25 protein-coding genes are annotated in these 25,401 nt (G+C 70.5%); 5 read left to right on the forward strand and 20 right to left on the reverse strand.

Annotation, left to right across the window (positions count from 1 at the left end; genetic code table 11):
• Window positions 1–73 precede the first annotated feature (73 nt).
• On the forward strand, window positions 74–640 hold the full coding sequence (locus OG978_RS21825) for a GNAT family N-acetyltransferase (RefSeq protein ID WP_326766828.1): 567 nt from the start codon (window positions 74–76) through the stop codon (window positions 638–640).
• On the opposite strand, the gene OG978_RS21830 is transcribed toward OG978_RS21825, so the two are convergent.
• The 8 genes from OG978_RS21830 to OG978_RS21865 all read right to left on the reverse strand — a co-directional run bounded on the left by OG978_RS21830 (window position 632) and on the right by OG978_RS21865 (window position 9,467).
• Window positions 632–2,227, reverse strand: a complete 1,596-nt coding sequence (locus OG978_RS21830) for a type IV secretory system conjugative DNA transfer family protein (RefSeq protein WP_326766829.1) — start codon at window positions 2,225–2,227, stop codon at window positions 632–634. The genes OG978_RS21825 and OG978_RS21830 overlap by 9 nt on opposite strands.
• Before the next feature lies 1 nt (window position 2,228).
• The gene (locus OG978_RS21835) at window positions 2,229–3,647 is read right to left on the reverse strand and encodes an ATP-binding protein (protein WP_326766830.1); all 1,419 of its coding nucleotides are present in this window, start codon (window positions 3,645–3,647) and stop codon (window positions 2,229–2,231) included.
• A gap of 64 nt (window positions 3,648–3,711) precedes the next feature.
• The gene (locus tag OG978_RS21840; protein WP_326766831.1) at window positions 3,712–5,262 is read right to left on the reverse strand and encodes an SCO6880 family protein; all 1,551 of its coding nucleotides are present in this window, start codon (window positions 5,260–5,262) and stop codon (window positions 3,712–3,714) included.
• Window positions 5,259–6,581: a hypothetical protein gene (locus OG978_RS21845; protein WP_442817726.1), complete on the reverse strand. Its 1,323-nt coding sequence runs from the start codon at window positions 6,579–6,581 to the stop codon at window positions 5,259–5,261. Before OG978_RS21845 ends, OG978_RS21840 begins: the two co-directional genes overlap by 4 nt.
• A gap of 25 nt (window positions 6,582–6,606) precedes the next feature.
• Window positions 6,607–7,479, reverse strand: a complete 873-nt coding sequence (locus tag OG978_RS21850; protein ID WP_326766833.1) for a hypothetical protein — start codon at window positions 7,477–7,479, stop codon at window positions 6,607–6,609.
• 178 nt (window positions 7,480–7,657) lie between these two features.
• Window positions 7,658–7,966, reverse strand: a complete 309-nt coding sequence (locus OG978_RS21855) for a hypothetical protein (RefSeq protein ID WP_072489575.1) — start codon at window positions 7,964–7,966, stop codon at window positions 7,658–7,660.
• 302 nt (window positions 7,967–8,268) lie between these two features.
• Window positions 8,269–8,895 carry a DUF402 domain-containing protein gene (locus OG978_RS21860; protein WP_326766834.1) on the reverse strand — a complete coding sequence of 209 codons (627 nt, stop codon included), beginning with the start codon at window positions 8,893–8,895 and terminating at the stop codon, window positions 8,269–8,271.
• Window positions 8,896–9,032: 137 nt separating this feature from the next.
• Window positions 9,033–9,467 carry a DUF6892 domain-containing protein gene (locus OG978_RS21865; protein WP_326766835.1) on the reverse strand — a complete coding sequence of 145 codons (435 nt, stop codon included), beginning with the start codon at window positions 9,465–9,467 and terminating at the stop codon, window positions 9,033–9,035.
• A gap of 79 nt (window positions 9,468–9,546) precedes the next feature.
• Here OG978_RS21865 and OG978_RS21870 point away from each other — a divergent pair, with 79 nt between their 5' ends.
• The gene (locus OG978_RS21870; protein ID WP_326766836.1) at window positions 9,547–13,647 is read left to right on the forward strand and encodes a hypothetical protein; all 4,101 of its coding nucleotides are present in this window, start codon (window positions 9,547–9,549) and stop codon (window positions 13,645–13,647) included.
• A gap of 9 nt (window positions 13,648–13,656) precedes the next feature.
• On the opposite strand, the gene OG978_RS21875 is transcribed toward OG978_RS21870, so the two are convergent.
• The 4 genes from OG978_RS21875 to OG978_RS21890 are packed head-to-tail and all read right to left on the reverse strand — an operon-like array spanning window position 13,657 to window position 15,196.
• Entirely contained in the window at window positions 13,657–13,908 is a 252-nt protein-coding gene (locus tag OG978_RS21875; RefSeq protein ID WP_326766837.1) for a DUF397 domain-containing protein, read from the reverse strand.
• On the reverse strand, window positions 13,905–14,099 hold the full coding sequence (locus OG978_RS21880) for a DUF397 domain-containing protein (RefSeq protein WP_326766838.1): 195 nt from the start codon (window positions 14,097–14,099) through the stop codon (window positions 13,905–13,907). The genes OG978_RS21875 and OG978_RS21880 overlap by 4 nt, the downstream gene beginning before the upstream one ends.
• A 41-nt stretch (window positions 14,100–14,140) precedes the next feature.
• A complete protein-coding gene (locus tag OG978_RS21885; protein ID WP_326766839.1) occupies window positions 14,141–14,332 on the reverse strand; it encodes a DUF397 domain-containing protein in 192 nt (63 codons plus the stop codon).
• Window positions 14,333–14,344: 12 nt separating this feature from the next.
• Complete coding sequence (locus OG978_RS21890; protein WP_326766840.1) at window positions 14,345–15,196, reverse strand: helix-turn-helix domain-containing protein; 852 nt, start codon at window positions 15,194–15,196, stop codon at window positions 14,345–14,347.
• 209 nt (window positions 15,197–15,405) lie between these two features.
• Between OG978_RS21890 and OG978_RS21895 the strand changes: the two genes are divergently transcribed.
• On the forward strand, window positions 15,406–15,840 hold the full coding sequence (locus OG978_RS21895) for an ATP-binding protein (RefSeq protein WP_326766841.1): 435 nt from the start codon (window positions 15,406–15,408) through the stop codon (window positions 15,838–15,840).
• 72 nt (window positions 15,841–15,912) lie between these two features.
• Complete coding sequence (locus OG978_RS21900; RefSeq protein ID WP_326766842.1) at window positions 15,913–16,308, forward strand: hypothetical protein; 396 nt, start codon at window positions 15,913–15,915, stop codon at window positions 16,306–16,308.
• Between the two features lie 61 nt (window positions 16,309–16,369).
• On the opposite strand, the gene OG978_RS21905 is transcribed toward OG978_RS21900, so the two are convergent.
• The 8 genes from OG978_RS21905 to OG978_RS21940 form a co-directional block, all read right to left on the reverse strand.
• The gene (locus tag OG978_RS21905; protein ID WP_326766843.1) at window positions 16,370–17,602 is read right to left on the reverse strand and encodes a DUF4185 domain-containing protein; all 1,233 of its coding nucleotides are present in this window, start codon (window positions 17,600–17,602) and stop codon (window positions 16,370–16,372) included.
• 97 nt (window positions 17,603–17,699) lie between these two features.
• Window positions 17,700–18,689, reverse strand: a complete 990-nt coding sequence (locus OG978_RS21910; RefSeq protein WP_326766844.1) for an alpha/beta hydrolase — start codon at window positions 18,687–18,689, stop codon at window positions 17,700–17,702.
• Between the two features lie 36 nt (window positions 18,690–18,725).
• Complete coding sequence (locus OG978_RS21915; RefSeq protein WP_442817727.1) at window positions 18,726–19,733, reverse strand: hypothetical protein; 1,008 nt, start codon at window positions 19,731–19,733, stop codon at window positions 18,726–18,728.
• A 13-nt stretch (window positions 19,734–19,746) separates the two neighbouring features.
• Entirely contained in the window at window positions 19,747–20,742 is a 996-nt protein-coding gene (locus tag OG978_RS21920; protein WP_442817844.1) for an LGFP repeat-containing protein, read from the reverse strand.
• Between the two features lie 186 nt (window positions 20,743–20,928).
• Window positions 20,929–22,380: a serine/threonine-protein kinase gene (locus tag OG978_RS21925; protein ID WP_326766846.1), complete on the reverse strand. Its 1,452-nt coding sequence runs from the start codon at window positions 22,378–22,380 to the stop codon at window positions 20,929–20,931.
• 138 nt (window positions 22,381–22,518) lie between these two features.
• A complete protein-coding gene (locus OG978_RS21930; protein ID WP_326766847.1) occupies window positions 22,519–23,322 on the reverse strand; it encodes a serine/threonine protein kinase in 804 nt (267 codons plus the stop codon).
• A gap of 294 nt (window positions 23,323–23,616) precedes the next feature.
• The gene (locus OG978_RS21935) at window positions 23,617–23,778 is read right to left on the reverse strand and encodes a hypothetical protein (protein ID WP_326766848.1); all 162 of its coding nucleotides are present in this window, start codon (window positions 23,776–23,778) and stop codon (window positions 23,617–23,619) included.
• 184 nt (window positions 23,779–23,962) lie between these two features.
• A complete protein-coding gene (locus OG978_RS21940; RefSeq protein WP_326766849.1) occupies window positions 23,963–24,721 on the reverse strand; it encodes a DUF4232 domain-containing protein in 759 nt (252 codons plus the stop codon).
• 427 nt (window positions 24,722–25,148) lie between these two features.
• On the opposite strand from OG978_RS21940, the gene OG978_RS21945 reads away from it, so the two are divergent.
• Window positions 25,149–25,325 (forward strand): hypothetical protein, encoded by a 177-nt coding sequence (locus OG978_RS21945; RefSeq protein WP_326766850.1) that lies wholly within the window; start codon window positions 25,149–25,151, stop codon window positions 25,323–25,325.
• The last annotated feature ends 76 nt before the right edge of the window (window positions 25,326–25,401 follow it).

Consider the following 25,401-nt stretch of genomic DNA (forward strand, 5'->3'; position numbering starts at 1 on the left):
TACCGGGGTACGACGTCACGCGGTGCGGGAAATGATGTTTGCGCAGGTCGGGCGGCAGGGGCAGGATCGGCGGATGGAACATGTGATTCGAGCCGTACGCGCCGATGAATGGCCCCTGGTCAAGGAGTTGCGGCTGGCCGCTCTGCGGGATCCGGCCGCACCTGTGGCGTTTCTGGAGACGTACGAGCAGGGCGCGGCCCGCTCCGACGAGTTCTGGCAGGACCGGGCGCTCGGCGCGTCCGGGACCGGGAGCGGTGACGCGCGGCAGTTCGTCGCCGTCGCGCCGGACGGGCGGTGGGACGGCGGTGTCACCGTGCTGATCGAGCGGCCGGACGTGGAGGTGCGGTTCGGGGAGACGGTCAGTGTCCACCAGGCGCATGTGGTGGGCGTGTTCGTACGGCCCGGGGCGCGGGGTGCGGGTCTGGCCGAGGAACTCTTCCGGGCCGGGACGGACTGGGCCCGGTCGCTGGCGGAGCCGCGGATCGAACGGGTGCGGCTGTATGTGCACGAGGGCAACGCGCGGGCGGCGGCGTTCTACCGGCGGATCGGGTTCGTGGCGACCGGGTGCTCGGTGCCCGTGCCGGGTGACCCGTCCGCGCGGGAGCTCGAGTACGCGGTGGAGCGCGTTCCATCAGGGTGAGGTGGTGAGTTCTTGGGTCCAGCGGGCGCGGGCCTGTTCCTGGGAGCGGAGGAGGGCCAGGGCCGGCAGCCCCATGGCCTGGCCGGTCGCCAGCAGCTCCGGGAGCCGGGGGAGGGGTGCCACCGCGGCGACGTCGTCGAGGACGAGCGTCATTGGTGGGTCGAGCCGACCGTCGGTTGACCGTGCGGCCATGCGGCGGCCGTGCTCGACCACGTATGAGGCGAGTGCCGTGAGCAGGGGCATTGCTCCTGGTCCCGAGCGGGGGTCCTCGATCGGTTCACCCACCACATAGAGGGTGCCCCCCTCACCCGCGAATGATTCCAGCGCGAGCGAATCGGCCCGGTTCGGTGTGCAGGCCTCGCGGATGTGGACCGACGAGAGCGCGCCGAATGCCCGTACCGTCAACTCCTGTGCCATTTCGCGGCGTTCGGGGTGGGCGGTCAGCGCCGACTCCAGCAGGCCGGCGAGCCCGGAGGCCGCTTTGGGGTGGGTACGGAGCAGGCGCACCGGTTCGTGGGCGCTGCCGCCGAGGGCCCAGCGGTGGACCTGGCGGAAGGGCCGGCCGTCGACGGCGGCGGCGTGCAGCCAGCACTGCAGGAGCGTTTCCGCGGTGTCGGCGGTCGCCGCGTCGATCCGGGCCTGCGGTCGGACCGGGGCCAGGAGCGCGGTGGCGCGGGCGGCGGCCGTGTCGGGCTGTTCGCAGCCCGCGGTGGGGGACCAGTGCAGGCGGGCCGGGGTGTCGCAGAGGTGGCCCGGGTCGTAGACGAGGACCGGGCCGAGCTTGGCGCGGGCGTCCTTCGTCTCGGCCCAGACGGTGGGGTCGGAGGTGACGACGAGCGCGGGGCCGCCGGCTTCGCGGATGGCCTGGACGACGGTGGGGCGGCGGGTCGCGGCCGGTCCGTAGACGACGAGGGGGGCACGGGGGGAGGGGAGCGGGGGGAGGACGGGGGTGGGCACTTCGGTTCCGGTTCCGGTTCCGTGGGCGGGGTCGGCTTTTGCTTCGGCTTCGGTTTCGGCGACCGGAATGGTCTCGGCCGGGGTGTGCTCTATGGGAACGGCGGCGGGGACCGGAGCAGGGGCAGTGGTGGAGGCAGTGGCGGAGATTGCGGGGGGCTGTGCCTGGCGGCGGGGTTCCTGCCGCTGACGGGACCGTACGGACTCGCTCCTGTCCCTGTCTCCGTCCCCGTACGCGTCCACGTACCGCTCGCTCCGCTGCCGTGCCCGTACGGCCCGCCAGCGGGCCACCACGCCCAGCACGAACACCGTCAGCACCAGCAGCACCATCAGTTCGCCGATGAACAGGCCCCAGAAGAGCCCGTACCCGGAGAGCTCGCCCGCCGGGGTGTTCGGCCAGGCGGCCGGAAGGTCGTGCGGTGCGGCGACGAGCCGGCGCAACGCCAGAGGTGTCTCGGGGAGCGTTACCCCCTCCGGCCAGGCACCGTGCGCGAACAGTCCGGCCAGCCCGGTGGCCGTCCACGCCAGCAGCGTCAGCCCGAGCAGGAAGGCCAGCAGGCCGATCAGCAGGCCGTCCGGGATGCCGCCGCCGCTTCCGCTGCCACCCGTACGTTCTTCAGGGCGCCCCGCCATGTCATGCCACCGTTGACTCGGACGACTCGTTCAGCCGTTGTTGGTGCTCGATCCGTGCCGCGCGCTGCTCCGCCTCCAGGTCCGCGGCGCGTACGTCCTCGGGGAGGAGTTCGGTGGCGGAGGACTCGGTCATCGCGCGGTCGGTGAAGACCAGGGGGCGTTCCGCCTCGGTGATCAGGTGTTTGACCACCTGGACGTTGCCGTTGACGTCCCAGACCGCGATGCCGGGGGTGAGGGTCGGGATGATCTCGACCGCCCATCGGGGCAGGCCGAGCACGCGTCCCGTGGCTCTGGCCTCGTCGGCCTTCTGGGCGTAGATCGTGCGGGTCGATGCCATCTTGAGGATCGCCGCGGCCTCGCGGGCAGCCGCTCCGTCGACGACGTCGCTGAGGTGGTGGACGACGGCCACGAACGACAGACCGAGCCGGCGCCCGAACTTCAGCAGCCGCTGGAAGAGCTGCGCCACGAAGGGCGAGTTGATGATGTGCCAGGCCTCTTCCACCAGGAAGATGCGTTTCTTCCGGTCGGGCCTGATCCAGGTGTGCTCCAGCCAGACGCCGACGATCGCCATCAGGATCGGCATCGCGATGGAGTTCCGGTCGATGTGCGAGAGGTCGAAGACGATCAGCGGGGAGTCGAGGTCGATGCCGACGCTCGTCGGTCCGTCGAACATGCCGCGCAGGTCACCGTCGACGAGCCGGTCCAGGACGAGGGCGACATCCAGGCCCCAGGCCCGTACATCGTCTATGTCGACGTTCATCGCCTCGGCGGACTCGGGCTCCGGGTGACGGAGCTGGTCGACGATGTCGGTCAGGACCGGCTGCCGGTCGGTGATCGTCTCGTTGACGTACGCGTGGGCGACCTTCAGCGCGAAGCCGGACCGCTCGTCCAGCCCGTGCCCCATCGCGACCTCGATGATCGTACGGAGCAGGGCGAGCTGGCCGGTGGTGGTGATCGCGGGGTCGAGCGGGTTGAGCCGGATGCCGCCGTTGAGGGCGGCGGTCGGGTCGAGGCGGATCGGGGTGAGGCCGAGCTCCTGGGCGATGAGGTTCCACTCGCCGACGCCGTCCTCGCCCTGGGCGTCCAGGACGACGACCTGGCGGTCGCGGAAGCGGAGCTGGCGCAGCACGTACGTCTTCTCCAGCGCGGACTTGCCGTTGCCGGACTCGCCGAGCACCAGCCAGTGCGGGGCGGGCAGCTGCTGTCCGTACAGCTGGAAGGGGTCGTAGATGTAGCCCTTGCCGGAGTAGACCTCGCGGCCGATGATCACGCCGGAGTCGCCGAGGCCGGGGGCCGCGGTGGGCAGGTAGACGGCCTGGGCCTGTCCGGTCGATGTGCGGACGGGCAGCCTGGTCGTCTCCACCTTCCCGAAGAGGAAGGCGGTGAAGGCGTCCGACAGCGCGGACAGCGGATCTCGCATGGCGTGACCGACCTCCCTTTCGGTTCTCTCGGTTGGTGTTGGTGCTGGTGCTGGTGCTGTGCGGCTAGCGGCGGATGCCGGTGGCGAACGGCAGAGTGTTCACGAAGGCGCGGTGGTGCTCGCGGTCGCACCACTCCAGCTTGAGATACGACTTGCCGGCCGAGGCCCGGATCGTCCGCTTGTCGCGGGCCAGGGCTTCCGGCGAGCGCGACGAAACGGTGATGTAGCCCACCAGGTTCACCCCGGCCGCCCCGCTCGCGAGATCTTCACCCCGCTGGTCGAGCCGGCCGTGTGCGGCGATGTCGCGCGGGTCGACGGTGCGGTTCATCTTGGCCTGACGGCTGGCTTCCGCCTCGTCGTTCGTCTTCTCGGTGAGCATCCGCTCGATGGCGATCTCGGTGGGCTCGAGATCCATGCAGACCGCGACCGTACGGATCACATCGGGCGTGTGGACGAGGAGCGGGGCCAGGAAGTTGACGCCGACGGGGGTCATCGGCCACTCCTTCACCCAGGCCGTGGAGTGACACCAGGGAGCGCGGGTGACCGACTCGCGGGTCTTGGCCTGGAGGAACGTCGGCTCGACCGCGTCCAGTTCGGCCGGCCAGGCGTTGCGCTTGGTCATGGCCTGGATGTGGTCGATGGGGTGGTCGGGGTCGTACATCGAGTGCACGAGGGAGGCGAGCCGGCTCTGGCCGAGCGGCTGGCGGACCCGGATGTCGGCCTCGGCGAGGCGGGCGCAGATGTCGGTGAGCTCGCGCGCCATGACGACGGCGAGGCCCGCGTCCCGGTCGAGCCTGCGACCGGCCTCGGGGCGGGCGGCGCGGGCCATGGCGTTGGCCTCGGCGGCCAGTTCGCGGTTGAAGTGCATGCAGGCCACGAGGTACGCGCGGTGCTGCTCGCTGGAGGTGGAGACCATGGACTGGAGCTGGTCGTACGACTCCTGCAGCCAGCCCGGGGACGTCTTGTCGCCGCGCTGGGCGACGTCCTTGGCGTGCGCGTCGGGGTCGGCGGGCAGCGTGCGGGCCAGCATCTGAATGCGGGTCACGAAGCCGTCGCCGTTGGCGACGTGCTTCAGCAGCGTGCCGAACCGGTCGACGAGCGCTTCCTGGTCCTCGCTGTCGCGCAGCCCGACGCCGGGGCCCTCGATCTCGATCGCGGCGGTGACGGTGCGGCGGTCGGCGTGCAGGAGCACGGCGATCTCGTCCGGGCCGAAGGGGGCGGCGAGCCAGTTGATCCGGCCGATGCCGGGGGGCGGTCCGATCTCGACCTCGCGCCCGTCGGCGCCGACGCCCGCTTCCATGGCGGCGGAGCGGTAGGCCGTACCGCGGCGCAGGGAGCGCTTGTAGCTGCGGTTGATCTCGAACCATTTGTAGAAGGTGCGGTGCTTGTACGGGAGGTACACGATCGCGAGGGCGAGGAGGGGGAAGCCCGTGAGCAGCACGATCCGCAGGGACAGGATCGGGACGATCAGCCCGCTCATCATGCCGAGGAACGCGCCGACGATGATCAGGGCGATCTCGCCGGTCTCGCGGTTCTTGCCGACGATCGCGTTCGGCCGGGCCCGGCCGATGAGATACGTACGGCGGGGCGCGATCGTGTGGGACTGAGTCGTCAACGCCCTCCACCTCCCGTGCTGTTGTTACCTGAACTGCCTGATCCGCCACCACGGTGGGAGCGGCTGCCGTGCGGGGTGCCGGAGGTCGGCCCCGATCCGCTGCGCGGCGGAGGTGCGGCGGAGGGGACAGATCCGCCGCCGACTCCGCTCCCGCCGGAGTTGCGGGAGCTGTGCGCGGCGACACCGCCGCTGACCGCGTTGGCGGGCCGGCCCCCGCCGCTGCCGCTGTCGCCGCTGTTCTGCCCGCTGCGGCTGCTGTGGGTCTTGATGCCCTGGGAGACCAGAGCGGCGGGGGAGCTGATCATCGCGGCGGCCTGGGAGCCGTCGGTGGCCTGCTTGCGGTTGGTGCGGGCGCCCTGGATCTCGTCGCCGAAGCCGGGGACGAACCGGTAGATCATCGCGGAGGCGAAGATCGCCAGCAGGATGATGGCGAGACCGGACACGACGGCGGAGATCGCGTTCGGCCCCTCGTTCTGGGAGAGCGCACCGGCCAGCCCGAGCACGACGGCGATGACCGGCTTCACCATGATCACCGCGATCATGATGCCCGCCCAGCGCCGGACGTGGCCCCACATGTTCTTGTCGACGAGCCCCGCGTAGACGACGGTGCCGAGCAGGGCGCCGACGTAGAGCAGGGCGGCCCGGATGACGAGCTCCAGCCAGAGGATGCCCGCGGCGAGGATCGACACGAGTGAGACGACGATCAGCATGATCGGTCCGCCGCCGATGTCGGAGCCCTTTTTGAGGGCTTCGGCGAACGACCCGAAGAAGACGTCGGTCTGCCCGCCGGAGGACGTGGCGATGACTTCGGTGACGCCGTCGGTCGCGGAGACGATCGTGTAGAGGATCAGCGGAGTGAACGCGGACGCGAGGACCGTCAGCCACAGGAACCCGATGGCTTCGGAGATCGCGGTGGTCAGCGGCACGCCACGGATCGCCCGCTTGGCCACGGCGAGCAGCCACAGGATGAGCGTCAGGACGGTGGAGGCGGCGAAGACGATCGCGTACTGCTGGAGGAACTTGGTGTTCGTGAAGTCGACGTTGGCGGTGCTCTTCACGGCCTCGCTGAGCTTGCCGACGATCCACGCGGCGGCGTCGGCGCAGCCGCGAGCGAGGGAGGAGAGGGGGTCGAGGGAGCTGTCGAGGGTGGAGGGGGCGTCGGCCTTGGGGGCGGCGTCGCCGTCCTCGCAGTACTGCTTGGCAGGCCCGATCAGCAGATCACATGCTTCGTTGCTCGGGCTCGGGCTCGGGGTGGGCGCAGCGAAAGCACGAGCCGAGAAGAGGACAACGGCTGTTTGGGCCGCTGCCAGTGCGGCCATGATGGAGCCGGTTCGAAGGCGAGGGCTACCGGGCATAAGTGAAGCCTCCGTACTCCTCGACGGCTTTGCTGATCTCGTCCGAGCTGGAGGCGGCGACATCCCCGGGGACCGGGGCCGGCCCGTCCTTCTGAGTGTCGCTGACAGCCTTCCAGCCGTCGCTCGTCCAGCTGAGCTGAACGGTCCAGGTCTTCCAAGTGGTTCTGACGGGATCGGTGGACCCGGCCCCGGACATGCCGATCAGTCCCGTGTACCAGACCGAGACCTTGGCCGTATCGCCCTCGAAGGCTTCCAGTTTCGTTCCCACAGGGATCGTCCGCGAGACGAATGTGCTGCCCTGCGGCGCATTTCCAACGGCATCCAGGCCCAGCTTCCCGAGGAAATCAGTGGAGTACGCGGTGTCCTGCGGGCCTCTGAGCTTTGCTGCTGCCTCAGGCGTGTAGATGGTGTCCACGATCTCGTGGCGGCTGTCTTTCTTGAACATCCCGACAGAACCCAGTGCCACCGCGAAGTTGGACGCCGCGCTCTGCGCCCCCTGCTCGTCATGCGCGAACCCCGACGGAATCGCCCCGTTCTTCCCCGCCACCGGCTTTGTCCCCGTGGCCGCGGTGGACGAAGATTTCGGGCTGCTCCCCCCGCTCCCCGAACCACCATCGCTGCCCTTCCCGCCGCCCCCGCCCATGTTCGCGAACGCGATAGCCGCGATCAGGAGGGCGACCACGCCGACCATCATGACCAGGGAGCGGGATTTGCGGGCGGGGCGGCGCGGGGTGCCGTAGCCGTCGCCGCCCTCGCCGTCGGGGAGGCGGGTACGGGTCTGGCGCGTACCGCCGATGGTGCTGTATCCATCGTCCGTACGGCCTGAGTCGTTGCCGTAGTCGCTGTCGTCGCCGAGGCTCATGCCGCGTACGCCCCCTCAACCGTTGCCTGAACCGGGTAGTACGACGGTAGCCGTGCGGGATTCCGCGCGGACGCGGTGTGGTGACTCGACATCAGGGAACGCAACCTCTGCCGGTGGGCACGACGGACGGATGGTGTGGGGGTGGGCGGGACTGCCCCTGGCGTGGGATGACAGCCGGTCAGACGGCCATCCCGTAGACGATGGTGAACACGGTTCCGAGTGATCCAATGATGAACACACCGGTCAAACCGGCAACGATCAGCCCCTTGCCCTGTTCCGCGCTGAACGTGTCGCGCAGTGCCGTCGCGCCGATGCGCTGCTTCGCCGCACCCCAGACCGCGATGCCGAGGCAGAGCAGGATGGCGATGGCCATCACGACCTCGATCATTACGCGGGCCTCGTTGCCCAAGGTCCCGAACGGCCCCCAGTTCGGGGCGATTCCGCCGATGATGGTGGTGATGTCGCCCTTTTCAGCTGCCAGGATCATGTAAGTCACCGCCCCTGTTGGGTAGTTCATTGCCCCTGCCACTTGGCACGGGTCGCTCTCTATCTTCGCTGATGAAACTGCTCTCGTACGACGGCTTGACGGCTCTCTTTACCCGGATCCCGCACATTTGACCGGTCCGAACGCCCTGACCTGCGGATCGAAACGATGTATGACCGAATATGTATGGTTACTCTGTGTATCACGGGGTGTGACCCCGGGCAATGATTGCCATCCCGCCACCCTGTCCGAGAATTTTGCACATGCCCTGGTCAGCGCGCCGGGCCTGGTCGGAGCAGGGGCGGTCAGAGCAGAGGATGGCGTGGGACGGGTGGCCGGGGCGGTGTGGTCCAGGTGGCCGGCGGCCGAAAATCGCACCAGGTCCCGTCGAAGGGAAACGTTCCGGCCTCGGCGAGTCGGGCAACCGAGGCGCCCTCGTCCCGGATCGCGGACGCCTCGTCGGCGGACCAGTAGACGGGGTGGCCGGTTTTCTCGGCGAAGGACTCCTCGTCCTTCCACTGCCAGCTCCGGTCCGGCGCGACATTGATGTCGAGTTCGTGGTCGGTGATGTCGATGTCGTCACCGTGATGGATCCGGCGCTCCAGGTTTACGTACCAGCCGCGGAACTTCCGTCTGCGGCCGAAGAGCCAGAGCACCGAGTGCGCGGCGCCGGTCGGCTGGTAGAAGAGCGCGCTGCCCATCGGCCAGCGGTCGGCGACCACCGGGTAGCCGCAGGGCGGGCGGTCGTCCGGGGCGATGTCCCGCAGATGCGCCCCGCGCGGAAGCTTCGTACGCCACATCGGCGTGCCGGTCTCCATCCACACCAGTTGGCCCCGGTCGGTGCGCTCGACGAGGCGTACGGGCACCGACGCACTCAGGTGGCCGCCGATGAAGAAGTTCCAGCGGAGGATCCTGCCCGGCTCGTCGTTCATGCCGTTGATCATGCCCGCGGTGCGGTGACCGGACACGTTGTCCGATCACTTGACCCGGAGTCACTTGACCTGGAGTCACGTGACTTGGAGTCACCGGAGCCGGAGTCACCGGAGCCGCAGCCGTGTGCCCGCCCGCCTCAGTCGGCGGCGATGCCCCGGGCGGTGAGGATCTCTTCCTTGAACGGGACGCCCAGCCCGCAATTCTTGGTGCCGGTGATCCGCCGCAGGTTCGGCAGCAGGTCGAGGTCGTCGAGTGAACCCACGTCGAACAATTCGTCCTCGCCGTCCCAGACCGGGGAGCACTCGTAGTACACCTGGTGCCCGCCGTCGACGAGGAGGCTCTCCACCGTCGCGAGCAGTTCCTCGCTTATCTCCAGTGCCTCGAAGTGGGCGCGGGCCTCGTCGAGCACCGTGTAGGCGAGATCGTTGTCGAACGCGTAGAGCTGCGCGTCCTCGATCCCCTTTGCCCGCAGGCATTCATCGATACTGAAGGCCGGGGTGAGCGTCTCGTCCTCGTACATGAGTTTCTCGATGACCAGCAGCTTGAAGTTGAAGTCGCGGAAGGCAGGCATGCCGGGACCCTACACAAGGTCATTGCTCTACCCGGGCTCTCGAGATCGGTTGTCAGTGCCGCCTGCCAGACTCGTACACATGACCAGCAGCACCGGAACTCCCGTCCCGCTCCCGGCCAATCACCGCATCTCCGAGACGTACGCCGACTGGGCGCGCGCCCGGGTCCCCGGCGCCGAGGCCGGTGCCCGCGACGTGCTGGAGCAGGCGGACCGTGGCCGGTACAGGTCCTGGGAGAAGCCCGGACGGTTCGTGGACGAGGCGGGGCGCCTGGCCCGGGGTCTGCCGGCCGCCCATCTGCCGTGGTTCTGGGACACCATCGGGCACTGGATGCTGGAGACGCACCGCCGTTCCGCCGCCCGCGCGTACGCGAACGCGCGCGCTGCGGAGCGTACCCACGAGCTGCCCGTCGACCCCGACTGGCGGTGGGCGAATCTGCAGCTGTTCGCCCGGTTCGGCGCGCTTCCCGCCACCGAGCTCGGCGGCGCCCCGGCCTGGTTGGCCGAGGTGTTCGAACCGGGCGACGCGCACCGCGAGTTCGTGCGGCTGCTGGCCGTCTGGGCGGCGTCGCCGGGCGAGCTCCCCGCCGATCTGGCCCGCCGGGTCCGGGATTCCGCGCGTGCGGCCGGTCTCGGCGCCGACGAGGAGGCGCGGGTGCTGGGCGAGGCGCTCGCGTCCGCCCGCGGAAAGGCCGTGCCGGACCGGCTGTTCGACGCGGCGCTCGGCCCACTCGCCGCTCACTCGCCGGCCGACGACCGGGCCGCCGCCCTGCTCGACCTGTTCCCCGAGTCGAAGAACGACGCGGCCGCCTGGCTGCGGCTGCTCCTCGGCTGCGGGGTCGCCGACGCCGCCGCGGTCGGCCGGATCGCCCCGGAGGGCGGCCTCGGCGAGTGGCTGCGGCGGTACGCCACCCAGTACTCCCACCGCACCGTCGCCGGCGGCGGGGTGACCCGCCAGGCCATGCCCGCCGAGCTGTTCGACCTGGTGGCCCGGTTCGCGCCGCTGCTGAAGGAGGACGGCACCCCGGTCCGGCTCCACGAGGACCGCTACCGGTGGCCGCATCTGGACGCCGACCTGCTCGACGTGTGCCTCGCCGAGGGGATCCCTGTCCACGACCCCGGCCCCACCATCTCCCTGGAGTTCTGGGACAAGGACGCGCAGCGCGACCTCAGGGCCCTCGCCGCCGACCCCGTGTTCGGCTCCCGGCTCGAAGGCACGGTGCACGCCGGGCTCCGGTCCGGGGGCGGCTCCGCCATCAGCCGGCTCCCGCACAATCCGGGCATCGCGGCCGAGGTGCACGGCCGGATCGAGAAGCTGCTCGACAGTTTGCGCGGCGGCGGGCTCGCCGCGGCCGACGAGGCGGTCGACGAGCTGCACGGCCTCCTCGACCGGCCCACCGCCATCGTCCTGGACGGCATCGAGGAGGCCCTCGACGCGGTGGACCTCACCGGCCCGCTGGCCCGTGCCCTGCGCGCCGGCCTGCCCGAGGAGCTGGGCTGGACCGCCCTGGAGGAGGCCCTCGCCGAATTCCGGCCGGACGAGACGGTGTACACCACCTGCACCTGGCCTGTGCTCACCGTGTACGGGGAGACCCGCGCGTTCGCCGTCGACCACGCGGGCCGGCGCGGCGAGCACACCCTGGAGCTGCCGGAAGGCGCCGCCCATCCCACGGTGCACTGGGTCGGTGGCCAGTTCCTCGTCGCCTGGACGGGCTCGGGCGACGAGAACGGGATCAGCACGGCGTACTGGTCCGACAGCCCCGCCGACACGTTCGAACCGGAACAGTCCTACGGGCTGCGCCCCTACGGCGGCAGCATCCAGGGCGGCCTCGGCTACCAGTTCCAGACCCCGGATGGCGGCGGCCGGTTCGACGGCGAGAGCGTCCTGCGCCCCGGAGACACCGCGGGCATCGGCCACCGTGACTACCAGATGTACGACGGCCGGGACTTCTGGAGCACCGAGGTGTTCAGCGAGGACCGCGGCGGCAGGGAGTGGGCCCGCCTGGACCCCGCCACCGGCGTGCCCACCGCCGACCGCACCCTGCCCGACTTCCACCGCCCCGACTCGTTCCCGGACGGCACCAGGCCCTTCCCCGACCACCGCATCCTCGCCGAACTGCCGCCCGGCGCCCCGCCGTCCCCGCTCGGCCAGGACGGCCGCCTCACCGGCTGCCGGGTCAACTACCACACCCCCTACGCGGGCCCCTCGCCCCGCGAGTTCGTGCTGGAGTCCGCCGACGGCCGTACGGCTTCCTACCGCACCACCGTCTGGGGCCGCCGCCCGTGGGGCATCCTCGCCCTCCCGGCCGGCGGCGAGGACGCCGTCGTGGTCGGCAGCACCACCGTCCGCTGCCATGCCGCCGAGGACAACTCACTGCTCTGGCAGGTCCGGGGCTTTGCCGGCAGCCGTCACCGCGGACCGGTCCGGGCCACCCTCGGCGAGCAGGCCGGGCCCGTACCGCCGCCCGCCTTCTGGCACTTCCTCACCCCGCGCGACGAGCCCTCCTCCCGCGCTCTGCGCGCGGTCCCCGACGAGGCCGTACGCGAGCTGCTGCGGTCCGGCGTCGAGGACGCACTGCCCGGGGTGACCGACCCCCGGATCCGGCAGGGTGTGGCCCGCGCCGCGCAGCTCGCCGCCGATGTGCTGCGCCGCCGCCAGGAGCTGTCGCACCGGGTGGCCGTCATGCGCTCCGGACCGGTCGTCGAGCTGCCCGACCCGGAGCCCGACACCCGGCTCGTCCCGGCCCTGCACGGCCTGCTGGCCCAGCTGCGGGGGTACGAGGAACGGCCTCCGCAGCCGCAGCCCGCCCTCCTCACCGCGGTCGCCGCCGACGGCCGGTATCTGCGCGGCGAGATCGACGACGAGGTACGGGTGCTGGCGCTGCCCGCGCCTCCGTCCGAGTGGGCGGTGCTGACCGGCCGGATCGACGCCGTGGCTTGGCGGGCCGCCGTCGCCGCCACCCCGGGCGAGCACCGGCAGGCACTCACCGCGCTGCTCGACGTGTGGAGCCGCCAGCCGTTCGCGGAACCGGGCACCACCTGGCGCACCGGCCGTGCCCCGGAACCCGGGATCGCCGAACTCCGCTCGTCCGGCGCTCTGGTGGCTTCTGGCCCGGTCCGCAGCGACCTCGCCCCCTTCCTCCAGCGGTCCGCCGACCCGGCGCCCGCCGGTGCCGAGGAGTGCGAGACCCGCACCGTCGCGGCCGACGAGACCATCCGGCTCCCCCGCCTGCTAGCCGTGCTCGCCGAACGCGGCCCGCTGCCGGTGCCCGAGGAGGCCGTGGACCTGTTCCGGTGGCGTACGGGGGTGCCCCGCGCGATCGCCGCCCTGGTCCTCGACGGATTCGCCGGCAGCGACGACTACGCGGCGCACCTGAAGCTGTGCCGCGCCAAGCCGTACAAGGCCGACCGGACCACCGTGTACGCGTACGACGAGCTGAAGGGGCGTCTCGGCCTCGCCGGCCGGCATGCCGTGCTCGCCGCCGCCGTACCCGCCGATCCGGCGGACCTCTGGGCCCCCGGTGGCATGACCGCTGCCGCGGACCGGATGGCCGCCGAATGGTCCGACCGGCTCGCGATCACCCCGTACACCGACGACGGCAGCCATGCCGCCGCGCTGGCCAAGGACCACGGCCTGCCCGAAACCTGGGCCACCGCCCTCCTCACCGGGCGCCTGGCGGAAGCGCCGCTGGACACCGAGGAGATACGGTCCGCCGTCACCGCCCTCACCTGGGCGTTCAGCGAACGACCGGTCGGCGACCCGGTCGCGGAGGGTGCCCGCCTGCTGCTCGACCAGCTCACGGACATCCCCGCCGATCAGCTCACCGCCCTGCGCGCCCTGGCGGACCGCTCGACGGACACCCCGGTCCCACCGGGCCAGTACGAGGCCAACCCGCTGTTCAGCGTCCCGGCCCTGGTGGACGAGGTGGCGGCGTCCCTCGGCGTCGGCCGCGACGCGGCGGCCCTCCACCTCCAACTGCACGCCTTCGACCGCCCGGCCGACCGCACCGTACGCCGCTGGAACACCTGGACCCTCGACCACCACCGCGCCGTCCGCAAGGAACTCACCGCCGCGAAGGCCCCGCGCCCCGTGCCGACGCCTCCGGCCGCCGCCGTCCCGCCGCCCGCGCACGAACGGTTCGTCCGCGCCTGGGCGGACGCAGGCGCTCCTCCTCGGCGGTGAGGCCCGGCACTAGCCGGTGGCCGGGGCCTCCCCGCCGAGTTCGGCGAAGTGGTCGAACTCGCCTGCCATGACGCCCTTGGTGAAGGCCACCCATTTCGTCCGAGTGGTCGTGACGATGTTGGTGGGGTCGCCGGTCTCGCGGAGGTAGACGAGTTCGTCCGGACCGAAGGCGATCTCGATCCAGGGGCCGGGCCCCTCCTCGCCTTCGGGGGCGGCGCGGACCCAGGTCAGGTCGGCGGGGATGCCGGGGGTGTCAGTCATGGGTGCGGTCCATCCTTGATGGTGCGTACGAGGGCGGCCCAGGCGGTGGGCGTGGTGCGGAGTACGGCTCCGGCGGGGTCGCTGCTCTCGGTGAGGCTGACCGTGCCGGTTCTGGTTCTGGCTGTAGTCACGTGAATGCATGCCTCGCCCTGTGCGCAGTAGGACGACTTCTGCCATGCGGCGGAGCACATTTCGGTTCCTTCACGCGAGGTTGGTGGGGATGCCGACGGTGTCAGTCAAGGCTGCGGCTCTCCTTGATGGTGCGTACGAGGGCGGCCCAGGCAGTGGGTGTGGTGCGGAGCACCGCTCCGCTGGGGTCGCCGGATTCGGTGAGGCGAACGGTGCGCCCGGGCGAGGTGGATATGTGTATACACGCATCTCCTTCCCCGCAGTACGACGACTTCTGCCAGGGGGATGTGGGCACGGCGGCGTCCTTTCACAGTTCCTGTGCGATACGGCGGATGAAGTTCTGCGATTTCTTCGGGGTGAGCGCGACGGCTTCCATCCGGTCGAGGAGCGTGCGGTACTTCAGTAGCTGGTGCTCGGCGTCCAGCAACACCGGCCCGTGGGACTGGTCGAGATGCACCGTGTCCAGCTGAGGAGCCGGGCCGAGCCCGTACGCGACCGATTGTCCGGATCCTGGGTAGGCGCCGGCGTCGAACGGGATCACGGAGACGTTGATATGAGACTGGCTGCTCATCGACAAGATGTGCTCCAGCTGCTTGCGTGCTGCGTTGCGTCCGCCGAACTTCATTCGGAGAGCCGCCTCGTGTATGACGGCCGAGTATGTGACGGGAGATGCCCGGTAGATGACGTCCTGGCGCTTGATGCGGTGGGAGACGCGGTGCTCGATCTCTGGCGGCGTCAGTTGCGGTACGACCTGGCCGAACACGGCGCGTGCGTGGTCCGGGGTCTGGAGCAGCCCTGGAATGTGGCAGGTGTAGGCGGTTCGCAGGGCGACCGCGTGGTGTTCGAACTCTGCCAGGTCCAGCAGCCCTGTCGGGAGGATGTCCCGGTACTGCTCCCACCAGCCGGATGACCGCTCGATCGCCATGGCGGCCAGCGCATTGACGTACGCGTCGTCGGAACAGGCGTAGATGCGCGCCATCGCGCGCACCCGTTCGGGGCTCACACCGAAACGGGCGGACTCCACGTTGCTCAACTGTCCTGAGCTGGTTCCCACCCGCTTCGCGGCCTCGGTCGCGGTCATCCCCGCCTGCTCCCTGAGCTTGCGGAGCTCAGCTCCAAGACGACTGCGACGGGCCGTGAGTGGTGGCCTCGCTGCCATCGAACTCCTCCTGATGTGGGGATGGTTGGGCTGTCACTCACACGAGGGAATCGGCCTGCATTTTCTCGCTATTCGGCAAAATCTCTTTGCCGTGAGTCTAGTCTCGGTCTCAGGCCACCCGCCCGGAAGTACCCCGCTCGACGGAGCGGCCTCGTCACCGGGCAACCGGAAATCCGCGATCCAACTTCCTCCCGTGAACGGAGACTTCCATGGTCGGTTCCACGGTATCCCCGCCCTGGACATACACACTCCAACTCCCGCAGGATCCCCGCGCCCCCGGCGTCGCCCGCGCCACCCTCCGCAACGTCCTGCGCGTGCACGGCATGCCCGAACTCACCGAAGTGGCCGAGCGGTTGGCCAGTGAGCTGGTCACCAACGCCTACCTGTACTCCTCGGGGCCGTACTCCCTGCGCCTGCGCGACGCCGGACGCAGCCGGGTCCGGCTGAGCGTCTGGGACACCGATCCGCACATCCCGGCACCGTTCCGGTGGGGCGCCGAGACGCCGGAGGAGTTGGCCGAGCGGGGGCGCGGGCTCTATCTCGTCACGCTCTACGCGGAGTGCTGGGGCGCGTATCCGATGCGGGGCGGGCTGCCGGGGCAGGGCGGGAAGCTGCTCTGGGCCGAGTGCGCGGCGAAGGCGTAAGGGAGGGGCGGCGGGAGAAAGCTGCGTGAAATGATCCCGGACCGTTTGTAAATGCCAGGGAGGCAGGGAAAGTTGTTCCGCAGAGTAACGAGCTGGATCGCTGCGTTCTGCGCCGCGCACTTCAGCACCGGGGGCAAGGGCTGGGACGACCCCGAGCGCACCTGGCAGAAGAAGCAGGCGGCGACGCTCATGGAGAAGGCCGACCAGCGCGGCTACCGGCCGGTCTTCGGGGGCGACCTGAACGTGAGCCCGCCCGCCCGGAACCTCGACGTGCTGACCACGATGTACGACCGGTACCAGGAATGCGCCGAGAAGGACGGTGTGTACGACGGTCCCAACACCAAGGACGGCGAGAAGATCGACTACATCTTCAGCCCGTTCCAGTTCAGCGCGTGCTCGGTGACGGCGTACGTCGGGCTGTCCGACCACTACTCCATCCACGGTTCGGTGCCACTGCCCGCCAAGTGATCCGCGCGGCCTCGCTTCCGGAGCGAGGCCGCCGGGACGTCCCCTCCGGGGACAGGGGACGTCAGGGCTGGATGCCGTCGTACTGGAGGACGCGGTAGGGCGTCTTTCCGTGGTTCACGGACTGCCACTGCGAGGCGATCAGGGTCAGGGACGTGGCGCTCGCGCTGCCGGGGTGGATGTATCCGCCGTAGAGGAACGGGAGTTGGGGCTTGCTCCAGTGGTGCGGCGGGAGGCCATCGCCGACGATCTGGGGCTTGGGGGCGGTCCACACGGCGTCCGGGCGGGGCGCGGTGCGTGTGCAGATCGAGTAGTCGTCCACATCGAAGTAGCTCATGCAGTACGTGTTGCCGATCCGCTTGACGGAGAACTCGCCGATCTTGTTCCCGGACAGCATGATCGATGGCCCCACCGCCCTCGTCCACTGCCAACGGCCGTCCAGGAAGGCCCAGTTCTCCTGGGCCCCGAAGTTGCCCGCGCGGAACTCGTCCGGCCAGATGCGGAACAGCTGGATCGCGCCGCCGTCGGCGGTGTTCACGTGTGTGCCGTTCCAGCGCTTGGAGAAGATGTACAGCCAGCCGTCGGGGTCGATGCCGGCGAACGACCACATCCCGTACATGGACTGGTTCGTCCCCTGGGTGTCGCCGGCCCAGTGGTACGGGTAGTCCTGCCAGGTCACGCCGTAGTCGTCCGAGTACGCGACGCCCGACATCAGCGAGCCGTCGTACCCGGCCGGGATGTTCTCCCACAGGGCCACGGACGTGTACTGGATGTAGGTGCGCCCGCCGAACTCGATGCAGTCGTTGGGAATGCGGGAGATCTCGAAGCCGTGCCCGTTGTCCGCCCAGTGCGCGTAGTCGAAGCACTGCTTGGCGGCGCCCCCGGTGGGCATCGCCCAGGAGAACGAGATGGGAGTCCCGCCGGAGGCGTCGAAGTTGTCTTGGTTCAGGATCACCGGAGACCCGAGGTAGGGGTCGGCCTGGGCGATTCCGCCGAACGCGTCGCCGAACACGTAGCCCCAGGTGTTGTCGTGCTCCCGGTAGTACGGGATCGCCAGGTCCCCGGAGCCGAGCCCCTGTGCGCTCGCCGAGTCGCCGGGCTGCTCGCACAGCGGCGTACCGGTCTGGAGCAGTCGCGCAGTCGGGCGCCCGGTGGCGGTCGGGGTGGACCGGTCGCCGGCGGCTGCGGTACCGGGGGCAGCGCCCAGCAGGCCGGCGCCCAGGACGAAGCCCATACCGGCCTTGAGAGCCGACCGGCGGGTGGCGGCTCGGCGCTCCGGCTGCGAAGGGGTGGACATGTTCGATCCTCCGTGTGTCTGGGGGATGGGGCGGGCGGGGCGGGGCCGGGCGCGAACCAGCCCAGCCCCGCCCCGCCCCGGGTTTCACAACGCCGTGTTACGCCTTGCGCAGGCGCCCGATGATGCCGTCGAGGTCGCGGAGGAACAGGGGGACGCGGAACTCATGGCTGCCGGGCTCCTCGTGCGCCTCGTACGGGATGCCGGCCCCGTCGAGGAGGCCGCGGAACTCCCGCTGGCCCTGGAGCACGTTGTCCTCGCTGACCTGGCTGAACCAGGGCACGGGCTGGCCACCGGTGCCGGCGACCAGGAAGACCCGCTTGTTGCGGTAGCTCTCGATGCGCTCGACCGGGTTGTCGGCGCTGACCCTGGCCTCGTCCCACAGCGGAGCGCCGTAGACGGTGCCGCCCGCCAGGTCCGCGGCGGCGGAGGACACATTGGCCCAGTGCGTGATCGCGCCGAGGTTGCGGCGCAGGCTGGCCGGGCCGGAGTGGGCGCTGACCGAGGCGAAGTGGCCGTAGTACTTGGCCGCGTACTTCAGCGCGCCGAAGCCGCCCATGGAGAACCCGGCGACCGCCCGGCCGTCGTACTCGGCGTACGTCCGGAAGTTCGCGTCGATCCACGGGACGAGCTGGGCGATGTGGAAGGTCTCCCAGTTACGGGGGCCGGTGTTGGAGCTGACCGGGTTGGAGTACCAGCCGGCGTGGCCGCCGTCGGGCATCACGACGATGATCGGCTTCCCGGCGGTCCATTCGCGGACACCCGCCCGGTCGAATTCGATGAAGTCCGAGGTGAGACCGCCGCCGTGGAAGAGGTAGAGCACCGGGTAGGTGCGGCCGCTGGTGTCGTAGTCGTCGGGGAGCAGGACGTTGACGCCGGGGTTCCAGCCGATCGCGCCGGTCTGGAACCGGTAGTACTTCATGCGGCGATCGCGCTCGTCGTGGTTCACGATGTGCAGCCCGAAGCCGTCACCGGCCGCGCTCGCCGTCGTGGCCGTCGCGAGGACGCTCCCGGCGCCGAGCGCCAGCGCGGCGGAGAGCCCGCCTGCGGTCTTCAGGACGTTCCTGCGGGTGGGTTGGTGCTTGCTCAACACGACCTCCGGGTCGTAAGTGGCAGTGAAGGGACGTCAGTTGTCGGTGATCCAGGTGCCTCGGTCGGCGTTCCAGTGGATGGTGGCCTTCTGGAACTTCTGTGCCTTGCCGCCCGCTTCGTCCATCTCGTCGGTGATGGGGTAGCCGAGTGCGCTTTCGTGTCCGGCGGCGTGGAAGGCGTCGTAGATCGCGCCGTGGACGGTGTGGGCGCCGGTCTGGGGTGACCAGAGGAAGAGGCCGCGTTCGAAGAACTGGTAGCGGCCTCGGGTGCCGTCGGGTGCTTGTGCCGCGTCCGCTTCGTCGGTCGTGGGGAAGCCCCAGCGGCGTTCTGCGTCCGTGTCCCAGAACTTCGTCAGGATGTCCCCGTAGATCGCGTGGGCCTCGTCCGGGTGCCAGATGATGATCCCGTTCTGGAACTGCTGGAACCGTCCGCCGAGCGAGGAGTCGCGTTCACCCGTGATCGGCCGGCCGAGCGGGCCGTTGGGGCCGCCCGTGCTGTCGTACTTCGTCGCGATGGTGCCGTACGGAATCAGGTCGTCGAGGTTGTTGTAGCGGCGGGGCGTGAAGCCCCTGAGTCCGTCGGCCCACACCCGCTCCTCGGCGACGTGCCCGAAGTCGTACTCCTCGCGCACCACCGGCTGTGTGTGGGCCGGGTCCGCCCAGCGGAGGAACAGTGCCACGTGGTCCGTGCCGCCCGAGTCGCGCAGCAGGGCGTCGCCGGGCTGGAGGTCGCTCGCGGGGATGTCGAAGGTGACGTCCCACAGGGCCCAGGTGGTCAGGGACGTGCCGAGGTTCCAGGCCATCGATACGTATCCCGAGCAGTCCGGCCGGTAGCAGCCGAACTGGTTCTCGTGGCAGCCGCTCTGGCTGTACGGGACCTGCTCGGCGATCCACGACCATGCGCGGTCCATCGCCTCGCCGCGCCCGATCGGCCCGCCCGGCTCCGACGCGCTCGCGGCCGGCGCCGTGGTGAACATGACCGCGAGGGCCGCCAGGATCAGCGTCACCGCCCCGATCGCACGCCGAAGGATCAGCGGTCTCATAGCTGTCTCCCGGTCAGTTGTCGGTGATCCAGGTGCCTCGGTCGGCGTTCCAGTGGATGGTGGCCTTCTGGAACTTCTGTGCCTTGCCGCCCGCTTCGTCCATCTCGTCGGTGATGGGGTAGCCGAGTGCGCTTTCGTGTCCGGCGGCGTGGAAGGCGTCGTAGATCGCGCCGTGGACGGTGTGGGCGCCGGTCTGGGGTGACCAGAGGAAGAGGCCGCGTTCGAAGAACTGGTAGCGGCCTCGGGTGCCGTCGGGTGCTTGTGCCGCGTCCGCTTCGTCGGTGGTGGGGAAGCCCCAGCGGCGTTCTGCGTCCGTGTCCCAGAACTTCGTCAGGATGTCCCCGTAGATCGCGTGGGCCTCGTCCGGGTGCCAGATGATGATCCCGTTCTGGAAGAGCTGGAACCGTCCGCCGAGCGAGGAGTTCTCCTCGGCGCGGACCGGCCCGCCGAGCGGGCCATTGGGGCCGCCCAGAGCGGCGTACTTCGTGCCGATCGTGCCGTACGGCTGGAACGCCTCGGCCATCAACTCCCGGGCGGAGCCCTCCGCCTGGGGGTAGCGCTCCGGGTATGCGGAACGCTGGACGGCCTGGGCCAGCTCGCCCGCGGTGTCCCAGTCGGGCTCCATCTGCTGGGCCACCTCGAAGAACTTGTTCGCCGCGTAGTCGACGTCGAGGCACTGGGCGGGTTCGCACCAGCCCATCGAGGGCCGCTGCTGGAAGACACCGAGCGAATCCCGGTCCCCGCACGCCAGGTTGTTCATCCGGGACTCGACCCAGCCCGTCTCGAAGCCGGCGAGCATCACCTTGTCGGACACGCCGCGGCGCTGCCCGACCTCGTACACCTTGCGGGTCACGGCGATGTCCCGGTCCGCCGGAATGTCGCAGTACAGCGTGGCCGGGGCGGCGTGCCCGAGGGGGCCCGGCACGTCGTCGGCGCTCCGGGCGAATGCCGGGTTGCCGAGGCCGGTCACGGTGGCCACTACGACCAGCAGGACCGCTGATCTCCAAATCGCGCGTCGTTCGGTCGAGCCACGCACGTGTCTGCTCCTTCGTGTGTCGGAATAGCCGGGTGGAGAAGGGGAGAAAACTGGTGAGGGCGCGGCCCGTCGGCCAACGGTCCGCAAAGTAGTCGTGGGGTGCCGGGCGGCATATCCGGAACGATCCGGAGTGACAGCCCGCGCCGCGAACGCCGACACTCACGGTGTGGGTGTGGGTGTGGGCCGCGGGCAGTCGGGGACCCGGGGGTGGTCCGTGGTGCGTACGGCGGGCAGCCAGGCCGAGGTCCGGGCGGAGCCGGCCGGCAGGCGGACGCGGTACCACTCGGTGGAGCTCGCGTCCGACTCGTCGATGATGGGTATCCCTTGGGGGAGGCGGCAGTCGACGGCGAGGACGTCGCCGTGCCACACCCGTGTCGGTACGACGTTGTCGACGGTGTACGGCTGAAGGGGGTCGATCGCCAGGCCGAGACTGCACTGCGGGTTCCGGTCCGTACGGTCCCGGCAGCCGTCGTCGGCGTTGAACACCCGGAGTCGGCCCGGAGGTTCACCTCTCGCGCCCGATGCGGCGTCGCCGACGGCGTACGACCAGATCGTCGCGGCCACCGCGCACACCGCGACGGTCACGAGGGTGGCGCGGGTTCGCCACCGGCGGCGTACCCGGCGGGGCGGCGCCGACCGTGCGGTGATGCGGGCCAGGAGGCTCTCGGCGCTGTGCGCGCAGCGGTCGGCGTGGGTCGGGGCCAGGCAGTCGATGGCCAGCGCACGCCAGAACGGCGGCACCGCACTGTCGATCCGCAGCGGTGCGCGCCCCTCGGCGTACTCCTGTAACGCCGCGCCGCGCGCCACCGGCGTCGCGCCGGGGAACGGCGAGGCGCCGGACGCGAACACCTCGTGGACCATGATGCCCAGGGCCCAGATGTCGGCACTGGGCCGGACCTCCACGCCGTGCTCGCCGAGCGGGGCCTGCCAGCGCTCGGGCGGGAGGTAGTCCAGGGTGCCCATCGGCGGCGCGTACCCGTGGGTGCCGTCGGTGCCGGTTAGTTCGGTGGCGAGCCCGAAGTCCGAGAGCTTGAGCGCACCGTCGGCCATCAGCAGGATGTTCTCCGGCTTGAGGTCGCCGTGTACCCAGCCGCTGCCGTGCAGGTGGGCGAGGCCTTCACAGATCTCGGCGAACAGCCGGGCGACGTCCGCCTCCGCGACTCCGGCGTCTTTCGCGGTTCCGGCGTTCTTCGCGGTTCCGGCGTTCTTGGCGGCTCCGGCGTCGAACAGGTCCCGCAGACTTCGCTCGGCCCGCTCCATCACCAGCACGATCGCACCGTCCAGGAACGCCCGGTCCGGATCGCTGATCACGACGGAGTCCAGCAGGTGGATCAGCCGCGGATGCCCGGCCCGGCGGTCCAGTTCGACCTCGCGCCGGGCGGTCTCCGCGACCTTGCGGGCCTGGCGCGGTGCGAGCCCCGCGGTCGGCAGGACTTTGAGCGCGACCTCTACTACCGGCTCCTGCGCCGAGCCGTCGGCCGAGCGGCCCGCGTACACCGTTGCCCAGCCGCCGGACGCGATCGGTTCGGTGACCTCCCAGCCGCCGACCCGGTAGCCGCGCGGGAGCAGCTCCGTACGGTCACTTCCCGATGTGTCGCCACGGCCAGGCACCGTCGCCCCCTCCGGTCCCCGGCCCGCACCGGTGCGGGCCGCCGCATTCCGTGAGCCTGGTGCCTTCCGTGGGCCCGGCGCACTTCGCGAGCCCCGCACACTTCGCGAGCCCCGCACACTCAGTGCGTCCGTTCCTCGTCAACGGTCTGTCTCCCGGTCCCGGAGGCCTGTTGCGGCCCGGGGCGGCAGCAGCGCCAGATGCTCCTCCCGTACGAGTCCGAACCGCAGCGCGATCCCGACGAGGGCCTCCCGCTTTCCGTTGCGGCGCGCTCCTCCGGATCCGCGCTCGGGCGGAGCGCTGATCCGCATCTTCTCCTCGGCGAGGTAGTCGATGTGCGAGCTGACCGCCCGGGCCCTCAACTGGCCGCACGCGGCGTGCCCCCTGAGCCGTTCGACGATCTGCGGGGTTGTCGGCACCGCGACCGGCGACTCGTCGCGCAGCCGCGGCTCGCAGAGCGCGACCAGGACCAGGAAGTAGAGGGCCGTCTCGTCCAGTGAGTACGCCATGACGGTGCGGCTGCCCCACTGGCCCGCCATGCCGTCGGGGTCCAGATAGACGTGGTCGGGTGCGAACACCTGGAAGGCGACGGTGGTGCCGCGGCGGGTGGGCAGCACGACCCGGGAGAACTCGAAGGGGATGGGGGCGCCGGCCCGCCGGGGCGGGACCCGCAGGTACTCTCCCGCTCCCTCCGGGTTCTCCACCAGGTAGCTCTGCGTCGCGCTGTGGTTGCTGAGCTGCCAGTGGTCGTCGGTCACCCGGATCTCGCCGGCCAGCCGGGAGATGGCCTCGTCGTCGAGGCGCAGTTCGACCGGGATCGTCGCCGATCCCCGTCCGAAACGCGCCACTTCCCCCGGGCCGAGCCGCAATGTCACCGGGTCACCGCACGGCACCCCTCCGACGTCACCGCCCACCCGCGGCAGATGGACAACTATGCCGCTCACTGCCCTCACCTCGCCCCCCGTGGCAACGACTCTCACACCCGTCGAACGTTACCCATCCCGAGTAGCGGTCCCCGTCCGGATTCTGGTCGTTTTCGGACCGTTGTCAGGTCGTCCGCCGCGGTGCGGGGGCGCTTGGGGAACGGACGTCATCGGGGCTCGCGCCAGGCGCCCAGCTTCAGGTTCTTGCGCGGTGAGGAGAGCCCGGGACGGGCGCGGTCCGGGCGGAACCCGGTGTCCGACAGGGAGTATCCGACCTGGAGCACGTCTTTGTCCGCTTTGGCGAACTGGCTCGATTTAGCGCCTGTACGGCGTATGCGGCGCACGCGGTTCGGGGCCGGTCCCGGTGACTGCGCGGCGGCGCCGGTAGTAGGAGACGGTGATCGCGGCGACCAGCGGCCCCCAGAGAACGAGCGGCTGGTAGAGGATGCCGACGAGTACGTTGCCGGTGTGTGTCATGTCCTCGTTCGGAACGTCCAGTTCTCCGCCGTGCAGCGGAGGTCTCGTCCGCGATCGACGCCGAGGGCCCGGATCACGGTGGATCCGGGCCCTCGGCGTCGGGTGGGGGTGCGGGGGGTACGGCGAAGGACGAGCGGGAGATGGTGCGTCCTGCGAAGTCCGTCGTACGGCCCGGTTCAGCGGGTCAGGACTTGCCCGCCGACTGCATGGAGCTCACCGCGTCGGCAACCGTGCTCCGGTACAGACCCAGCTTCGGGTCGCCCACCTTGACGTCGGGGCCGAGCTCGAAGTTCTGCGTGTCCGCGTTGGCCATGTGCTCGCTGTCGGGCAGCACGTTCATCTCGTCGACCCAGGTCACGCCGTTCTTGCCGCTCGGGTTGAGGTCGATCACCGCGATGGCGGCCGTCTTGGGCTTGACCGGGTACGCGGGCGCGCCGCCCAGGCCACCGGGAACCGCCGGCTTGATGTCCCCGCTGTGGTCCGAGGCCTTCGAGGCACCAAGGCTGACCTGCGGGAAGTAGCTCAGGCCGCAGGAGTTCGCGCCGGTGTTGTTGATCTCGATCACCTGCTGGGTGGCCGAGCCCTCCCGGGGGTACACGCGCACCGACAGGTCCGAGCTCTTGCACGGGTGCTTGTAGGCGTAGCTGTCGCTGGTGTTGCCGCCCGCCGCGCTGCCGCCGCCGGAGGTGCCTGTCTTCGAGGTGCCCGCCTTCGTGGCTCCGGTGTTCTGCGCGGCACCGCCGGTCTTCGAGTCGTCCGTGGTCTTCGCGCCGTCGTCGGACTGGGAGGCGTCCGCCGAAGCGCCGGCCGATGCGGCGTTGCTCGCCGGGCCGGCGGACTTCGTACCGGTGTCGTCCCCGCCGCAGGCGGTGAGGGCGAGAGCGAGTACCGCGGTGAGGGCGCCGAAAGCAGCAGTGTGCTTGCGGTTACGGATCGTGCGCATGGAGTTCTCCCAGGATGAGGGTGAGGCAAGGCCCGGATCCTGCGGCGAACCGCTCTCTCTGACCTCTTGACAACCAAAGCATCCTGTGGATCGCTCACGTTCCGCTGACGCCACACTGACGTCCTGCTGATGTCCTCGGGAGCGCCTCCGGAGGCGCTCCCGATGTCGTCTGGTCCGGCTGGCCCCGCCGCCGCCTTCCCGGCTGCCCCCGCACGAGCTTCCCGAGTACCGCTTCGAGGCAGCCGCGTACGACGCCGAGATCGCGCGTGCCGAGAACGACCACTCGTGGACGTGGCCGGCCCGCAGAACCGCACGGCTCATCGCGGCAGGCCTGCGCGACCGGCCCGATCTGCTGACCCGCTGGGACGCGAAGCTGGGCTGGATCGGCACCGATTTCAGGGACTGGGGCCGCACCGCCGTCTCCCTCTTGTACCGCGCGGCGTCGGCTGCCGGGCAGAGCGGGGAGGACGCCCCCTGGCAGCACTTCATGTGGCACATCCCGGAGGACGGAACCGCTCCCGAGGACCGGGCTGCCGCTGCGCTGCACCACCTCGCCACGGTGGACCCGAGGACGTACGGCGGTGGCGTCGTCGGACGAGGGTAGGTCGCGTCGCCCGTCGCCCGTCCATCGTTCGGGTGATCCACGCTCGGGGGCGCTGCGCCGGGACGCCCGGGAAACA

It is taken from the genome of Streptomyces sp. NBC_01591, assembly GCF_035918155.1.
Taxonomy (GTDB): Bacteria; Actinomycetota; Actinomycetes; order Streptomycetales; family Streptomycetaceae; genus Streptomyces.

Excerpts from the sequence above, each read along its gene's own strand:
- OG978_RS21860 (WP_326766834.1), bottom strand. The coding sequence starts at position 8,895 with ATGAACGACGAGCCGGGCAGGATCCTCCGCTGGAACTTCTTCATCGGC.
- OG978_RS21875 (WP_326766837.1), bottom strand. The coding sequence starts at position 13,908 with ATGACTGACACCCCCGGCATCCCCGCCGACCTGACCTGGGTCCGCGCC.
- OG978_RS21865 (WP_326766835.1), bottom strand. The coding sequence starts at position 9,467 with ATGCCTGCCTTCCGCGACTTCAACTTCAAGCTGCTGGTCATCGAGAAA.
- OG978_RS21835 (WP_326766830.1), bottom strand. The coding sequence starts at position 3,647 with ATGCGAGATCCGCTGTCCGCGCTGTCGGACGCCTTCACCGCCTTCCTC.
- OG978_RS21905 (WP_326766843.1), bottom strand. The coding sequence starts at position 17,602 with ATGTCCACCCCTTCGCAGCCGGAGCGCCGAGCCGCCACCCGCCGGTCG.
- OG978_RS21915 (WP_442817727.1), bottom strand. The coding sequence starts at position 19,733 with ATGAGACCGCTGATCCTTCGGCGTGCGATCGGGGCGGTGACGCTGATC.
- OG978_RS21870 (WP_326766836.1), top strand. The coding sequence starts at position 9,547 with ATGACCAGCAGCACCGGAACTCCCGTCCCGCTCCCGGCCAATCACCGC.
- OG978_RS21850 (WP_326766833.1), bottom strand. The coding sequence starts at position 7,479 with ATGAGCCTCGGCGACGACAGCGACTACGGCAACGACTCAGGCCGTACG.
- OG978_RS21895 (WP_326766841.1), top strand. The coding sequence starts at position 15,406 with ATGGTCGGTTCCACGGTATCCCCGCCCTGGACATACACACTCCAACTC.
- OG978_RS21935 (WP_326766848.1), bottom strand. The coding sequence starts at position 23,778 with ATGACACACACCGGCAACGTACTCGTCGGCATCCTCTACCAGCCGCTC.
- OG978_RS21940 (WP_326766849.1), bottom strand. The coding sequence starts at position 24,721 with ATGCGCACGATCCGTAACCGCAAGCACACTGCTGCTTTCGGCGCCCTC.
- OG978_RS21890 (WP_326766840.1), bottom strand. The coding sequence starts at position 15,196 with ATGGCAGCGAGGCCACCACTCACGGCCCGTCGCAGTCGTCTTGGAGCT.
- OG978_RS21880 (WP_326766838.1), bottom strand. The coding sequence starts at position 14,099 with ATGTGCTCCGCCGCATGGCAGAAGTCGTCCTACTGCGCACAGGGCGAG.
- OG978_RS21825 (WP_326766828.1), top strand. The coding sequence starts at position 74 with ATGGAACATGTGATTCGAGCCGTACGCGCCGATGAATGGCCCCTGGTC.
- OG978_RS21830 (WP_326766829.1), bottom strand. The coding sequence starts at position 2,227 with ATGGCGGGGCGCCCTGAAGAACGTACGGGTGGCAGCGGAAGCGGCGGC.
- OG978_RS21845 (WP_442817726.1), bottom strand. The coding sequence starts at position 6,581 with ATGGCCGCACTGGCAGCGGCCCAAACAGCCGTTGTCCTCTTCTCGGCT.
- OG978_RS21855 (WP_072489575.1), bottom strand. The coding sequence starts at position 7,966 with ATGATCCTGGCAGCTGAAAAGGGCGACATCACCACCATCATCGGCGGA.